13 protein-coding genes, 1 pseudogene and 1 other annotated feature are annotated in these 13,860 nt (G+C 61.1%); of the genes and pseudogenes, 6 read left to right on the top strand and 8 right to left on the bottom strand.

Features of this window, described 5'->3' with window-relative positions:
• Positions 1 to 176: 176 nt before the first annotated feature.
• Positions 177 to 809, top strand: a complete 633-nt coding sequence (gene ompW / locus FUU19_RS13470) for an outer membrane protein OmpW (RefSeq protein ID WP_019452715.1) — start codon at positions 177 to 179, stop codon at positions 807 to 809.
• A 44-nt stretch (positions 810 to 853) separates the two neighbouring features.
• On the opposite strand, the gene FUU19_RS13465 is transcribed toward ompW, so the two are convergent.
• The 6 genes and pseudogenes from FUU19_RS13465 to FUU19_RS13440 all read right to left on the bottom strand — a co-directional run bounded on the left by FUU19_RS13465 (position 854) and on the right by FUU19_RS13440 (position 7,947).
• Positions 854 to 1,168, bottom strand: coding sequence for a BON domain-containing protein (locus tag FUU19_RS13465; protein WP_016927515.1), 315 nt, complete (start codon positions 1,166 to 1,168; stop codon positions 854 to 856).
• A 217-nt stretch (positions 1,169 to 1,385) separates the two neighbouring features.
• Entirely contained in the window at positions 1,386 to 2,192 is an 807-nt protein-coding gene (gene trpA, locus FUU19_RS13460) for a tryptophan synthase subunit alpha (RefSeq protein WP_033634763.1), read from the bottom strand.
• Entirely contained in the window at positions 2,192 to 3,382 is a 1,191-nt protein-coding gene (gene trpB, locus FUU19_RS13455; RefSeq protein ID WP_141968483.1) for a tryptophan synthase subunit beta, read from the bottom strand. Before trpB ends, trpA begins: the two co-directional genes overlap by 1 nt.
• 41 nt (positions 3,383 to 3,423) lie before the next feature.
• Positions 3,424 to 4,785: a bifunctional indole-3-glycerol-phosphate synthase TrpC/phosphoribosylanthranilate isomerase TrpF gene (gene trpCF / locus FUU19_RS13450; protein WP_141972922.1), complete on the bottom strand. Its 1,362-nt coding sequence runs from the start codon at positions 4,783 to 4,785 to the stop codon at positions 3,424 to 3,426.
• 3 nt (positions 4,786 to 4,788) lie between these two features.
• Positions 4,789 to 6,385 (bottom strand): annotated as a pseudogene (gene trpD, locus FUU19_RS13445) (bifunctional anthranilate synthase glutamate amidotransferase component TrpG/anthranilate phosphoribosyltransferase TrpD).
• Positions 6,385 to 7,947: an anthranilate synthase component 1 gene (locus FUU19_RS13440; protein ID WP_202669588.1), complete on the bottom strand. Its 1,563-nt coding sequence runs from the start codon at positions 7,945 to 7,947 to the stop codon at positions 6,385 to 6,387. Before FUU19_RS13440 ends, trpD begins: the two are co-directional and overlap by 1 nt.
• Before the next feature lie 24 nt (positions 7,948 to 7,971).
• Positions 7,972 to 8,075, bottom strand: a sequence feature (Trp leader region).
• 252 nt (positions 8,076 to 8,327) lie between these two features.
• Between FUU19_RS13440 and rnm the strand changes: the two genes are divergently transcribed.
• The 5 genes from rnm to rluB all read left to right on the top strand — a co-directional run bounded on the left by rnm (position 8,328) and on the right by rluB (position 12,368).
• Positions 8,328 to 9,209 carry an RNase RNM gene (rnm, locus tag FUU19_RS13435; protein ID WP_202669587.1) on the top strand — a complete coding sequence of 294 codons (882 nt, stop codon included), beginning with the start codon at positions 8,328 to 8,330 and terminating at the stop codon, positions 9,207 to 9,209.
• Between the two features lie 49 nt (positions 9,210 to 9,258).
• Positions 9,259 to 9,879 carry an L-threonylcarbamoyladenylate synthase gene (locus FUU19_RS13430; RefSeq protein WP_033643268.1) on the top strand — a complete coding sequence of 207 codons (621 nt, stop codon included), beginning with the start codon at positions 9,259 to 9,261 and terminating at the stop codon, positions 9,877 to 9,879.
• A gap of 115 nt (positions 9,880 to 9,994) precedes the next feature.
• The gene (locus FUU19_RS13425; protein ID WP_141968492.1) at positions 9,995 to 10,354 is read left to right on the top strand and encodes a Rap1a/Tai family immunity protein; all 360 of its coding nucleotides are present in this window, start codon (positions 9,995 to 9,997) and stop codon (positions 10,352 to 10,354) included.
• Positions 10,355 to 10,502: 148 nt separating this feature from the next.
• Entirely contained in the window at positions 10,503 to 11,300 is a 798-nt protein-coding gene (locus tag FUU19_RS13420) for an alpha/beta fold hydrolase (RefSeq protein WP_202669586.1), read from the top strand.
• Positions 11,301 to 11,462: 162 nt separating this feature from the next.
• Positions 11,463 to 12,368: a 23S rRNA pseudouridine(2605) synthase RluB gene (rluB, locus tag FUU19_RS13415; RefSeq protein WP_025303042.1), complete on the top strand. Its 906-nt coding sequence runs from the start codon at positions 11,463 to 11,465 to the stop codon at positions 12,366 to 12,368.
• Positions 12,369 to 12,406: 38 nt separating this feature from the next.
• On the opposite strand, the gene cobO is transcribed toward rluB, so the two are convergent.
• Complete coding sequence (cobO, locus tag FUU19_RS13410) at positions 12,407 to 12,997, bottom strand: cob(I)yrinic acid a,c-diamide adenosyltransferase (RefSeq protein ID WP_202669585.1); 591 nt, start codon at positions 12,995 to 12,997, stop codon at positions 12,407 to 12,409.
• Positions 12,998 to 13,010: 13 nt separating this feature from the next.
• Positions 13,011 to 13,772 carry a YciK family oxidoreductase gene (locus FUU19_RS13405; RefSeq protein ID WP_089195947.1) on the bottom strand — a complete coding sequence of 254 codons (762 nt, stop codon included), beginning with the start codon at positions 13,770 to 13,772 and terminating at the stop codon, positions 13,011 to 13,013.
• Positions 13,773 to 13,860: the final 88 nt, after the last annotated feature.

Below are 13,860 nucleotides of genomic sequence, written 5' to 3'. Positions count from 1 at the left end.
CAACAAAATCGATTTTTTGATGCAGATCAATCCTTGATTTATTAGGCGGTTAGGTAACCTTGTTTTTAGTGGGATTTTAAATTTTTACACATAAGATGTGATCTCGATGGGATCACAAATACCCGAAAGTAGGTATATTCCCCCTCGAGCGATTAACCACACAAATGGAATGGATAATGAAAAAGACAACTCTGGTGGTATTGGCGACGATGATGGCGCCTATGTTGGCAAGTGCGCATCAGGCCGGTGATTTCCTGTTCCGCGCGGGCACCGCGACGGTGCGTCCAAATGCGGGTTCGGACAACGTATTGGGGTTGGGTTCGCTGGATGCGAAAAACAATACCCAGCTCGGTCTGACCTTCGGTTACATGGTGACGGACAACATCGGCGTTGAGTTGTTGGCCGCGACACCGTTCCGCCACAAGGTCACCCTGGGCGGCACCGATCTGGCGACCGTTCACCAATTACCGCCTACGCTGATGGCGCAATACTACTTCGGCGACAAGCAGGACAAGCTGCGTCCTTACCTGGGCGTCGGCGTTAACTACACCACCTTCTTCGACGAGAAGTTCAACGACTACGGCAAAAGCGCCGGTTTAAGCAATCTCGATCTGAAAGATTCCTGGGGCGTGGCGGCGCAGGCCGGCCTGGATTACAACCTGGATGAGCACTGGATGCTGAACATGTCGGTGTGGTGGATGAACATCGAAACCAAAACTCGCTTCAACGATGCGAATGGCGGGCACCACAGCTTCGATACGCGTCTGGATCCGTGGGTGTTCATGTTCGGGGCAGGTTACCGCTTCTGATGAAGGCCGCAAGCAGGGAGGCGTTGCGCCTCCCTGTGTCGGTATTATTTAACCTGCATCACGTTTTCAACCGATTTCACGCCGGCCACGCCGCGTGTGACCTGCACCGCACGGTTGGCGTCATCGCTGGACGTCACGAAGCCGCTCAGCTGTACGCGCCCTTTAAAGGTTTCCACGCTGATCTCGCGTGACTTGATGTTTTTATCCGCCAGCAACGCCGATTTCACTTTGGTGGTGACCACGGTGTCATCGATATAACCGCCTGTTCCCTCCGATTTTGCCGTCGGCGCGCAAGCGCTCACCGCGACCGCCACAACGGCTGCCATGCACAAGGCTGAAAGGGTTTTAAACAGCTTCATAAATTACTCTCCATGCAATGTTATGGTTGAAATTCGCTACGGTTTTTCGCCATAGCGAGCGCATTCCCCAAATCAAACGAAGAAATGCATAGCGAACAAAGTTCATTGTGAGACAAGACTGGGGTTTGTTCAAATTTTTGCTGTAAATAAATGGAACAAACTTTGAGGGGAAACAAGCTGTTAAAGCGAGCGCCGGCAGGGCGCTCGCTAAAGAGGATCACGCCCGGGTGGCGCGCTTCATATTGCTGACGAAGGCCGCCAGCTTGGTCAGCATCTCCGCAGGGTTGGCATGGTGCTGTTCGATGATTTTGACGATTGCCGAGCCGGAGATCGCGCCGGCGGCCCCGGCCTGCAGCGCCGCCTTCACCTGCTCGGGTTCGGAGATGCCGAAGCCCTGCAGCGGCGGCGCGGCGTGATACTCGCGCAGCTTGTTCACCAGGTGATGCAACGGCAGCTGAGCCCGGCTTTCGGTGCCGGTCACCCCGGCGCGCGACAGCAGGTAGGTGTAGCCGCGGCCGTGCGACGCGATTTCACGCAGCAGATCGTCATCGGCGTTCGGCGGGCAGATGAAGATCGGTGCGATACCGTGGCGCGCGGCGGCGGCGCGGAATGGCGCAGACTCTTCAAACGGCACGTCGGCGACCAGCACCGAATCCACGCCCACTTCGGCGCAGCGTTGGTAAAACGCATCGATGCCTTTATGGAACACCAGGTTGGCGTACATCAGCAGGCCGATGGGTATGGTCGGGTGCTTCTGGCGGATGGCCGCCAACATCTCGAAGCATTGGGTCGGCGTGACGCCGGCGGCGAAGGCGCGCAGCGTCGCGCTCTGGATGGTTGGGCCATCCGCCAGCGGGTCGGAGAAGGGAATGCCCAGCTCCAGCGCGTCCGCACCGGCCTCGATCAGGGTGTCGATAATCTGCAGCGACAGCGCCGGGTTAGGATCGCCCAGCGTCACGAACGGGACGAATGCGCCTTCCTTGCTGCTTTCCAGACGCGTGAACAGTTGCTGATAACGTTCCATCAGATTTCTCCCCGTGCTTTCAAAATGTCGTGAACGGTAAATATGTCTTTGTCGCCGCGGCCGGACAGGTTGACCACCAGGATCTGCTCTTTCTGCGGCGTTTCACGGATCATTTTCAGCGCGTGCGCCAGGGCGTGTGAGGATTCCAGCGCCGGGATGATGCCTTCATGGCGCGACAGCGCCTTGAACGCTTCCAGCGCTTCGTCGTCGGTGATCGACACGTATTCGGCGCGGCCGGTGCTGTTCAGGAAGGCGTGCTGCGGCCCGACGGACGGGAAGTCCAGTCCGGCGGAGATCGAATAGGATTCTTCAATCTGGCCTTCGGCGGTCTGCATCATCGGCGCCTTCATGCCGAAGTAGATGCCGACGTGGCCGTGTTTGAGCGGCGCGCCGTGCTGACCGGTTTCGATGCCCAGGCCGGCAGGTTCCACCCCGATCAGCCCAACGCCGGCGTCATCGATAAAGTCGGCGAACATGCCGATGGCGTTGGAGCCGCCGCCGACGCAGGCGATGACCGCATCCGGCAGACGGCCTTCGCGCTCCAGCACCTGCGCTTTGGTTTCTTCGCCGATCATGCGCTGGAATTCACGCACGATGGTGGGGTACGGGTGCGGGCCGGCGGCGGTGCCGAGCATGTAGTGCGCGGTTTCATAGCTGCCGGACCAGTCGCGCAACGCTTCGTTGCAGGCGTCTTTCAGGGTGGCGGAGCCGCTGTGCACCGGGATCACTTCCGCGCCCATCAACCGCATGCGGAACACGTTCGGCGACTGGCGCTCGACGTCTTTGGCGCCCATATAGATGCGGCATTTCAGGCCGAGCAGCGCACAGGCCAGCGCCGACGCGACGCCGTGTTGGCCTGCGCCGGTTTCCGCGATGATCTCGGTTTTGCCCATGCGCTTGGCCAGCAACGCCTGGCCCAGCACCTGGTTGGTCTTGTGTGCGCCGCCGTGCAGCAGGTCTTCACGCTTCAGATAAAGCTTGGTGTTGCTGCCGGCGGTGAGGTTTTTGCACAGCGTCAGCGCCGTCGGGCGGCCCGCGTAGTTCTTCAACAGATCGATAAATTCAGCCTGAAATTCCGGATCGCGCTGCGCGCTGACAAAGGCTTCTTCCAGTTGTTTCAGGGCCGGCATCAGAATTTGCGGCACATACTGGCCACCAAATTCGCCGAAGTAGGGGTTAAGCAGCGTCATGAGAGTTCCCGTTATTATCCGTTATTAATATAGAGCCGTATTCAGTAGGCGCGCAGGGTCTGGAAGACCGAGGCCAGGCGCGCGGGATCTTTGATGCCCGGTTCGCTTTCCACGCCGGAGTTGAAGTCCAGCCCGGCGCAGCCGAGCTTGGCCGCTTCGACGCAGTTGTCGGCGCGTAGGCCGCCCGCCAGCATCACGTTAGTCAGATCTTGGTCTTGCAATACCGACCAGTCGAAGCGTTGACCGGTGCCGCCGGCGCCGTTGTCCAGCAGATAACGGTCGACATGTTGCAGATCGCGCGCCGGAACCCGATCTTTCACGCTCAGCGCCTTCCAGATGCGGCAATCGGCCGGCAAACGGGCGCGCAGGGCGCTGATATAGGCCTGGTCTTCCGCGCCGTGCAGTTGCACCGCATGCAGTCCGAGGCGTTCAACGGTCAACGCCACGGTATCGACCTGGGCGTCGCAGAATACGCCGACGTACTTCAGCGGCGCGCCGGAGATCACTTCGCGGGCGCGGGTGATGTCTACATAGCGCGGTGAACGCCCGACAAAGATTAGCCCGCCGTAGATGGCGCCGGCCTGATAGGCGGCGGCGGCGTCCTGCGGACGGGTTAGGCCGCACACTTTGTTGTCGCCCAGGATCACGCGGCGCACGGCGGCGCGCAGATCGGGTTCAGACATCAGCGCGCTGCCGATCAGAAAGCCGTTGGCGTAATGGCTCAGCTCGCGGATCTGCCCGTAGTTGTTGATGCCCGACTCGCTGATCACCGTTACGCCATGCGGCACGCGCGGCGCCAGCTCACGGGTGCGGTTCAGGTCGATGCTCAGATCGCGCAGATCGCGGTTATTGATGCCGACCACGCGCGCTTCCAGCGCGATCGCACGCTGCAGCTCTTCTTCACTGATCACTTCGGTCAGCACACCCATGTTCAGGCTGTGAGCCACCGCGGCCAGCTGGCGGTACTGCTCGTCGGTCAACACCGACAGCATCAGCAAGATGGCATCGGCCTGATAGTAGCGCGCCAGGTAGATCTGATACGGGTCGATGATAAAGTCTTTGCACAATACCGGTTGGGTGACGGTTTTACTGACCAGCGGCAGGAAATCGAAGCTGCCCTGAAAGTATTTCTCGTCGGTCAGCACCGAGATCGCCGAGGCGAAATCTTTATAGACCGTGGCGATCTCCACCGGATCAAAGTTCTCACGAATCAGTCCCTTGGAAGGCGAGGCCTTCTTGCATTCGAGAATGAAAGCCGTCCGGGTGCCCTGCAGCGCGTGGTAGAAGCTGCGTTCGCTCGGTACGATGTCATTCTGAAAGCCGGCCAGGGGCTGTTGCTGTTGTCGCGCCGCGATCCATTGCGCTTTGTCGCGGACAATCTTGTGTAGCACGGTTTCCTGCATCATTTATCCTCTTGCCGCCAGTGCGATGACACGCTCATAGGCCTGCCCGCTGTTGATCATATCCAGTGCCTGCTGCGCATTTTGGCGCAGGTCTTCATGTCCGAATAACTTCAGAAGCAACGCGACGTTGGCCGCGACCGCCGCGGCGTGCGCCGGCTCGCCTTTACCTTGTAACAGCCGCGCCAAAATGTCACGGTTTTCTTCCGGCGTGCCGCCCAGCAAGGCTTCCAGCGGATAGGTTTCCAATCCGAAGGACTGCGGCGTGAGCTGGTAGCTGCTGATTTCGCCGTTGTTCAATTCCGCTACGTGCGTCGGGGCGTGGATCGCCACCTCGTCCATGCCGCCGCCGTGAACCACCGCCGCACGCTGATAGCCCAACACGCGCAGGGTTTCGGCAATCGGCAGCACCAGTTCCGGGCTGTATACGCCGATCAGCGCCAGCGGCGGACGCGCCGGGTTAATCAGCGGGCCCAGCACGTTGAACAGCGTGCGGGTCTTCAGCTGCTGGCGCACCGGCATGGCGTGGCGAAAACCGGTGTGGTACTGCGGCGCGAACAGGAAACACACGCCGAGGTCGTCCAGCGCTTTGCGCGCTTCTTCCGCCGGCAGATCCAGACGGATGCCGAACGCAGCCAGCAGATCCGAAGAGCCGGAACGGCTGGAGACGCTGCGGTTGCCGTGTTTGGCGATTTTCGCGCCGCACGCCGCCGCCACGAAGGCGCTGGCGGTGGAAATATTGATGCTGTTGGTGCCGTCGCCGCCGGTGCCGACGATATCGGCGAACAGATAATCCGGGCGCGGGAATGGCTGAGCGTCGTCCAGCAGCGCTTTGGCGGCGCCGGCGATCTCTTCCGGGCGCTCGCCGCGGACTTTCATGCTGATCAGCGCGGCCGCCAGTTGGCTCGGCTCCAGTTCGCCGCGCACGATGGCGCTGAACAGCTGTTGGCTTTCCTGCTGGCTCATCGACTCGGCGCGGTACAGTTTCTCAAGAATAGGTTGCATCGTCGTGTTCCTTATATTACTTCGCCAGCGCCCAGGCGAGGGTCTGCTCAAGCAGGCGCGCGCCGTGGGTGGTCAGAATCGATTCCGGGTGGAACTGGAAGCCACACACGCGGCGACGGTCGTCGCGCACCGCCATCACCATCTCGCCGAAACGGGCGTTGACGGTGAGATCGGCCGGGATGTTGCTGCCGACCAACGAATGGTAGCGCGCCACCGGCAGCGGGTTGGCCATGCCGGCGAACATGCCTTCGCCATCGTGAACGATCGCCGAGGCTTTACCGTGCAGGATCTCACCCGCCTGGCCGACCTGGCCGCCGTAGGCTTCGACGATCGCCTGGTGGCCGAGGCAGATGCCGATGATCGGCAGCCGGCCGCGCAGGCGCTGCAGCAGTTCCGGCATGCAGCCCGCTTCGGACGGCGTGCCGGGGCCCGGCGACAGCATCAGCACCGGCTGGGTCATGTGCTCCAGGCGTTCGATGATCACCTCGGCGGCGATCTGGTTACGGTAAATCACCACCTGGTGGCCGCTGGCGCGCAGCTGATCGACCAGGTTGTAAGTAAAGGAGTCGACGTTGTCGAGCAGCAGGATATCGGCCATCAGAACACCTCCTTGGCATGGTGCGCAGTGGCGATGGCGCGCAGCACGGCACGGGCTTTATTACGGGTTTCGTCGGCTTCCGCCTGCGGGATGGAATCCAGTACCACGCCGGCGCCGGCCTGCACGGTGGCGATGCCGTCTTCAACGTAGGCAGAGCGAATGACGATGCAGGTATCCAGATCGCCGGTGGCGGTGAAGTAGCCCACCGCGCCGCCGTAGCTGCCGCGGCGCGTGCCTTCTGAGGCGGCGATCAGCTGCATCGCCCGCACTTTCGGCGCGCCGCTGAGGGTGCCCATGTTCATGCAGGCCTGGTAGGCGTGCAGCACGTCGAGATCGGCGCGCAGGGTGCCCACCACGCGGGAAACCAGGTGCATGACGAACGAATAGCGGTCCACCTTGGTCAGGTCGGCCACGTAGCGGCTGCCGGCCTGGCAGATGCGCGCCAGATCGTTGCGCGCCAGATCGACCAGCATCAGGTGCTCGGCCAGCTCTTTGTGGTCGGTGCGCATTTCCAGCTCGATGCGGCTGTCGAGATCCAGATCCAGCGAACCGTCGGCACGGCGGCCGCGTGGGCGAGTGCCGGCGATCGGGTAGATTTCGATTTGGCGATTGCCCGCGTCGTATTTCAGCGCGCTCTCCGGCGAAGCGCCGAACAGGGTGAAGTCATCATCCTGCATGAAGAACATGTACGGGCTGGGGTTGTTGTCTTTCAAGGTCTGGTAGGCCGCCAGCGGCGCCGGGCAAGGCAGGGAGAAGCGGCGCGACGGCACCACCTGGAAAATCTCGCCCTGACGGATCGCTTCCTGTAGTTCGCTGACCACCGCGCCGTACTCTTCGTCGCTCTGGTTGCAGCTCAGCTGCATGTTCTCCAGCGTTTGATGCGGGATCGGCTGCGGGGTTTGTTGCAACTCGGCCTGCAGCTGTTCCAGACGTTGCTGCAAGCGCTGTACTTCACTCGCCTGCTCGCTGAAGACGCTGGCCTGCAGGCGGGCCGAGCCGCGTTGGTGATCCAGCACCAGCAGGGTCTCCGCCAGATAGAAACAGAAATCCGGGCAGCGCTGATCCTGGCGCAGTGCCGGCAGGTCTTCGAAACCGGCGACCAAATCGTAGGCGAACAGGCCGCCCAGCATCACGGCTTCGCGCTCGTCCGCCGGTGAGTCCACCAGGGTCAGCAGCGTGCGCAGCGCGTCGAACACCGACAGTGAGCGCAGGCGAGCGTCTTCGTCCTGCACCGCGTCGATCGCCGGGAAGGTCAGTTCGCGGCCGTTGGGGCGCGCCTGATTGCGCACCTCGGACGGCAGCGCTTCGTCCAGCAGCGGCAACAGCGCCGCGCCGTTGGCGGTGAGCGCCTGCACGCTGACGGTATGGCCCAGTGCGGTAATGCGCAGCGCGCTGTCGATCACCAGCAGGCTCTGCAGATTCTGTTTGCTGTTGATTTCCGCCGACTCCAGCAGCAGGGTGGCCGGACGGGCGCCGCACAGCTGGTGGAAAATGGTGGTGGGGTCGCCCCGGTAGCTGGCTTGCGCCTTCAGCAATGTCAGTTGTGGTTTGATGTTCATCATTGGTGGTTCCAGTGAATTCTGTCCATAAAAAAGCCCGCATCAGGTGCGGGCTCAGGAAATCTGCATTGTCAGATGACAGCTATGCGCGATTACACCGCCCGCAAGAGGGAGGTACGCCACCAACCGTGAAGAGAAATATAGTTGTTCATTTGCCGACTCTCTCTGTTAACGCTCATCTGACACGGCCGTTGCCGTGAACTTGTGTACTAGTTAACTAGTTCGGCGCGGCAAAGTCAACCCTCTTTTTGCACAATGTTTTAGCGGTCAGCGTGAATTCTATTCATCATCCGCCTGGTGCCTGCGGCCAGGGCAGAATAGATTTCCGTCCGGCCGCCGATCGCGGGTATGATAGAAAACCAAGCCATTGCCGGATAGCCGTTTTGACAGACAGTAACCCCCAATCCACCGCTTTTACTCTGTACGACCTCCACAGCCACACGACCGCCTCCGACGGCTACCTGACGCCGACGCAGCTGGTACAGCGTGCGGTCGAGATGCGTGTGGGCGTGCTGGCGATCACCGATCACGATACCACCGCCGGATTGGCCGAGGCCGCCGCGGCTATTGCGGAGCAGGCGTTGCCGCTGCGGTTGGTCAACGGAGTGGAAATCTCGACGCTGTGGGAAAATCATGAAATCCATATCGTTGGGTTGGGCATGGACGTCACGCATCCGGCGCTGGTGACGTTGCTGGCTGCGCAAACCGAGCACCGCCACCGACGGGCACAGGAGATCGGCGTGCGTCTGGGTAAGGCGCGCATTCCCGATGCCTATGCCGGCGCCCAGCGGTTGGCGGGGGCCGGTGCGGTGACCCGCGGCCATTTCGCCCGTTACCTGGTGGAGATTGGCGTGGCGGACAACATGGCGCAGGTGTTCAAGAAATACCTGGCCAAGGGCAAAACCGGCTACGTGCCGCCGCAGTGGTGTACAATAGAACAAGCCATTGATGCGATTCATCAATCGGGCGGTCAGGCGGTGATGGCGCATCCAGGCCGTTACGATCTGACCGCGAAGTGGTTGAAACGTTTGCTGGCGCATTTCGCCGAACACGGCGGCGACGCCATGGAAGTGGCGCAGTGTCAGCAGGCGCCGCATGAGCGCTCGCAATTGGCGAAATACGCCCAGGACTACCGCCTGTTGGCCTCGCAAGGCTCTGATTTTCATCAGCCTTGTTCGTGGATCGAACTGGGCCGCAAGCTGTGGCTGCCGGGCGGCGTTGAGCCGGTGTGGCGCGATTGGCCGCAACCGGGCGAGGCGGTCTGATTTTACGCGCGTGTGGCAACGCGCGCGGGCATCATTTTAGGAGCAAGTCATGAGTCAGCTTTTTTATATTCACCCGGACAACCCGCAGCCGCGTTTGATTAACCAGGCGGTTGAGGTGCTGCGCAAGGGCGGCGTGATCGTTTATCCCACCGATTCCGGCTATGCGCTGGGTTGCATGCTGGAAGAGAAGGCGGCGATGGAGCGCATTTGCCGCATCCGTCAGTTGGACGGCAACCACAACTTTACCCTGATGTGTCGCGATCTGTCCGAGTTGTCGACCTATGCGCACGTCGATAATACGGCGTTCCGCCTGATCAAAAACAATACGCCGGGCAACTACACCTTCATTCTGAAAGCGACCAAAGAAGTGCCGCGCCGCCTGATGAATGAAAAGCGCAAAACCATCGGCCTGCGCGTGCCGTCGAACCCGATCGCATTGGCGCTGTTGGAGGCGCTGAACGAACCGATGATGTCCACCACGCTGATGCTGCCGGGCAATGATTTTGCCGAGTCCGATCCGGAAGAGATCAGCGATCATTTAGGCAAGGTGGTCGATCTGGTGATCCACGGCGGTTTCCTCGGCCAACAGCCGACTACGGTTATCGATCTGACCGAATCCTCGCCGGAAGTGGTGCGCGAAGGGGCGGGCGACGCGGCGCCTTTCCGCTGATGTAAAAGGTTGCCACCTTGCCCATTGTCTGAAAATCGGCTGAAGCGACGCTATTTCGCGTGAAAGCCGCTATTCTTGAATACTTCAGAATTGATAATGGGCAGGACGCGCAGCAATGATTAAACAGGTTTCTTTTTTAGCGGCCTTATTATTTTCCTCAATGGCAAATGCGGGGTTTTATTCGGGCAGCGGTTTGCTGGCGGAATCCGGCGGTTACGTAAAAAATAAAAGCGGTGAAGCCACCGTGGCCGAAGCGCTGAATGGCGGCATGTTTATGGGGTACGTCGCCGGCGTATTCGATACCTATTCCATGCAGGGCAATCGCAATATCTGCCCGGAAGCCGGGATGAGCATCGGCGTAGCCGCCGACGCGGTGATGCAGTATTTGAACGAGCATCCTGAGCAGCTGCATTATTCCGCACCGTCGGTGATCATGTTGGCGCTAACCGCCGCCTATCCCTGCGTGCGCCATTAAGTTTCCCTTCCAATTCGTGCGCATTTTTTCATAAGGTGCGCTCGGACTCTTTCCGCACGAACTTCAATAGATCAATGCCTGCTGCGCTGTCACCTTATCCCCGTCGGTATTTCCCGAACGGGTCGGGGAGAGACGCGCAGGAGGTAATATGACCGCATTTCACAGCGCCAACATGGCGCTCGACTATCAGGATATCGGCTCAGGGCCGCTCACGCTGGTGTTGCTGCCCGGCTGGTGCGAACCGAAAACCGTGTTTGAGCCGTTCATCGCTCTGGCCGCCGAACGCTATCGGGTGATCAGTATCGACTGGCGCGGCCACGGCCTGTCGTCAAAAGCGGCGGAGATGTCGCTGGCGGCGGACGATTTGCTGGAAGATGTGCGTCAGTTGCTGACGGCGCTGCGTTTGGACAATGTGATCACCCTGTCGGTGGCGCACGCCAGCTGGCTGGCGGTGGCGTTGGCCGAAGCGTTGCCGCAGCGGGTACGGGGCATGGTGTTTCTCGACTGGATCATGACGCAGCCGGAACCGGCGTTCTTTACGGCGGTGAGCCGTATGCAGCAGCCGCAGCAGTGGCTGGCGGCGCGTGACGCCTTGTTCGACTTCTGGCAGGGAGGCATCCGCCACGCTCGGGTCAAACGCCATCTGGAGGTCGAAATGGCGCAGGAAGATTACCGGCTGTGGCGTGCCGCCGGCGTGGCCATCGAACAGGCCTACCGGCAGTTCGGCTCGCCGCTGCAACGCCTGGCGGGAATGAGCGCGCCGCCCCCGTGTCGACACATCTACTCGTTGGATCGCCGCGACGACTATCTGCGGCGGCAGCAGGCATTTGCCGCCGAACAGCCGTTTTTCTCCGTGGTGCGTCTAGGGGAGGCCCGCACTCACCTCGGCATTTTGGAACGGCCCGACGCGGTGCTGTGGGCGGTGGAGGATTTTTTAGCGCCGTGAACGCCGTCTGAAGGGGGCCACCGCCGATAAAGTGGGTTTCAACACCTTAGAAAGCCTGTATAATACGCGGTTAGATCCTGATAAACGTATTATGACCGTTGTGGCGCTTGGCCGCGGCGGTATCCCCCCGACGCCTGTGAAGGCGACATTAGAGGTTGCTCAATGAGCGAAAAGTTACAGAAAGTTTTAGCGCGCGCCGGGCATGGCTCGCGTCGTGAAATCGAAACCATGATTGAAGCCGGGCGCGTCAGCGTCGACGGCAAGGTCGCCAAGTTGGGCGATCGCGTTGAAGTGACCCCGGCGATGAAAATTCGTCTGGATGGCCATGTCCTGTCGATCAAAGAATCCGAAGAGGTGGTTTGCCGGGTGCTGGCTTACTACAAACCGGAAGGCGAGCTGTGTACCCGCAGCGATCCTGAAGGCCGCCCGACGGTGTTCGATCGCTTACCGAAGCTGCGCGGTTCGCGCTGGGTGGCGGTAGGGCGTCTGGACGTCAACACCTCCGGTCTGCTGTTGTTCACCACCGACGGTGAACTGGCGAACCGTCTGATGCACCCAAGCCGTGAAGTGGAACGTGAGTACGCGGTACGCGTGTTCGGCCAGGTCGACGATGCGAAAGTGAAGCAGCTGAGCAAGGGCGTGCAGCTGGAAGACGGCCCGGCCGCGTTCCGCACCATCAGCTTCCAGGGCGGTGAAGGCCTCAACCAGTGGTACAACGTGACCCTGACCGAAGGCCGCAACCGTGAAGTGCGTCGCCTGTGGGAAGCCGTGGGCGTGCAGGTGAGCCGCCTGATCCGCGTGCGCTACGGCGACATCGATCTGCCGAAAGGCCTGCCGCGTGGCGGCTGGGCGGAACTGGATCTGCCGGCGATCAACTACCTGCGCGAGCTGGTTGAATTGAAACCGGAAACGGTCAGCAAAATGCCGGTGGAGCGTGAGCGCCGCCGCGTGAAGGCTAACCAGATCCGCCGTGCGGTCAAGCGCCACTCTCAGGTGGCCGGCAGCGGCCGCCGCAGTGCGCCAGGCAGCAAGCCGGGTAAACCGGGCAAGCCAAGCAAACGCAGCTAATTCCTCATTCTGGCCCCGTTCGGGGCCAGAACTTTTTGTTACCAATCGATCCCCTGCTGCGCCTTCACGCCGGCATCGAACGCGTGTTTCACCGGCCGCATCTCCGTGACCGTATCCGCCAGTTCCAGCAAATCGCGATGGCAACCGCGCCCGGTCAAGATCACCGTTTGGTGCGCAGGGCGCCCCAGCAACGCTGCCTTCAGCTCTTCCAGTTCCAGATAGCCGTAGGTCAGCATGTAGGTCACTTCGTCCAGCAGCACCAGATCCAGGCTGCTGTCGGCCAGCATGCGCTTGCCGTGCTGCCACACCGCCTGGCAGGCGGCGGTATCGCCGGCTTTATTCTGCGTCTCCCAGGTAAAACCGGTGGCCATCACCTGGAATTCAACGCCGTGTTGCTGCAGCAGATTCTTTTCGCCATTGGGCCACTCGCCCTTGATGAACTGGATCACCCCGGCGCGCATGCCGTGGCCAACCGCCCGGGTGACGGTGCCGAAGGCGGCGGTGGTTTTACCCTTGCCGTTACCGGTAAACACCAACAGCAGGCCGCGGGTGTCCTGCGCGGCGGCGATGCGGGCATCGACCTGTTCTTTCAGGCGCTGCTGACGCTGTTGATGACGATCTTCCTCCATGAAACGCTCCTTATTATTCGGCCGCGCCGGGTTTACGGTTTGGCTGCGCGTCGAAGCTCATGCCGGTTTTCCGGCGGCTGTCTTCGCCCATCAGATACAGATACAGCGGCATGATATCGGCCGGGGTTTTCAGCTTGTTCTTGTCTTCGTGCGGGAAGGCAGATGCGCGCATTTTGGTGCGGGTGCCACCCGGATTGATGCAGTTCACCCGCAGATTGCGGTTTTTATACTCGTCGGCCAGCACCTGCATCATGCCCTCGGTGGCGAATTTCGACACCGCATAGGCACCCCAGTCTGCGCGGCCGGTGCGCCCGACGCTGGAACTGGTGAACACCAGCGAACCGGCGTGGGATTTCAGCAGCAGCGGCAGCAGCGCCTGAGTCAGCATAAAGGTGGCGTTGACGTTAACCTGCATCACCTCTTGCCACATGGTCATCGACAGGTCGGCCATCGGCGCGATGTCGCCGAGCAGGCCGGCGTTGTGCAGCACGCCGTCAAGGCGGGGGATCTGGCTCGCCAGATCGTCGGCTATCTGCCGGCATTGCTCCTGAGTGGCGTGCAGCAAGTCCAGCGTCACCACCCGGGCCGGGGCGCCGCCCTGGGCCGCGATCTCTTGTTGTACCGCCAGCAGTTTGCTCTCGGTGCGCCCCAGCAGCACCAGCTGAGCGCCGAAGCGCGCATAGGTCAGCGCCGCTTCGCGGCCGATGCCGTCACCGGCGCCGGTGACCAAAATGATACGTTGTTCGAGCAGATCTTGTTTGGGTTGGTAATGCACGATAAATCCTCGCCTGGGTGGCTGTTCTCCCGCGAATATCGGGGAGCAAGGGTGAAACGCGCGGCCGGGGCGGGAGCAAAGGCTCGAC

It is taken from the genome of Serratia montpellierensis (assembly GCF_020858655.1).
GTDB lineage: Bacteria > Pseudomonadota > Gammaproteobacteria > Enterobacterales > Enterobacteriaceae > Serratia > Serratia montpellierensis.
This window is presented reverse-complemented; position numbering and strand designations above follow the sequence as displayed.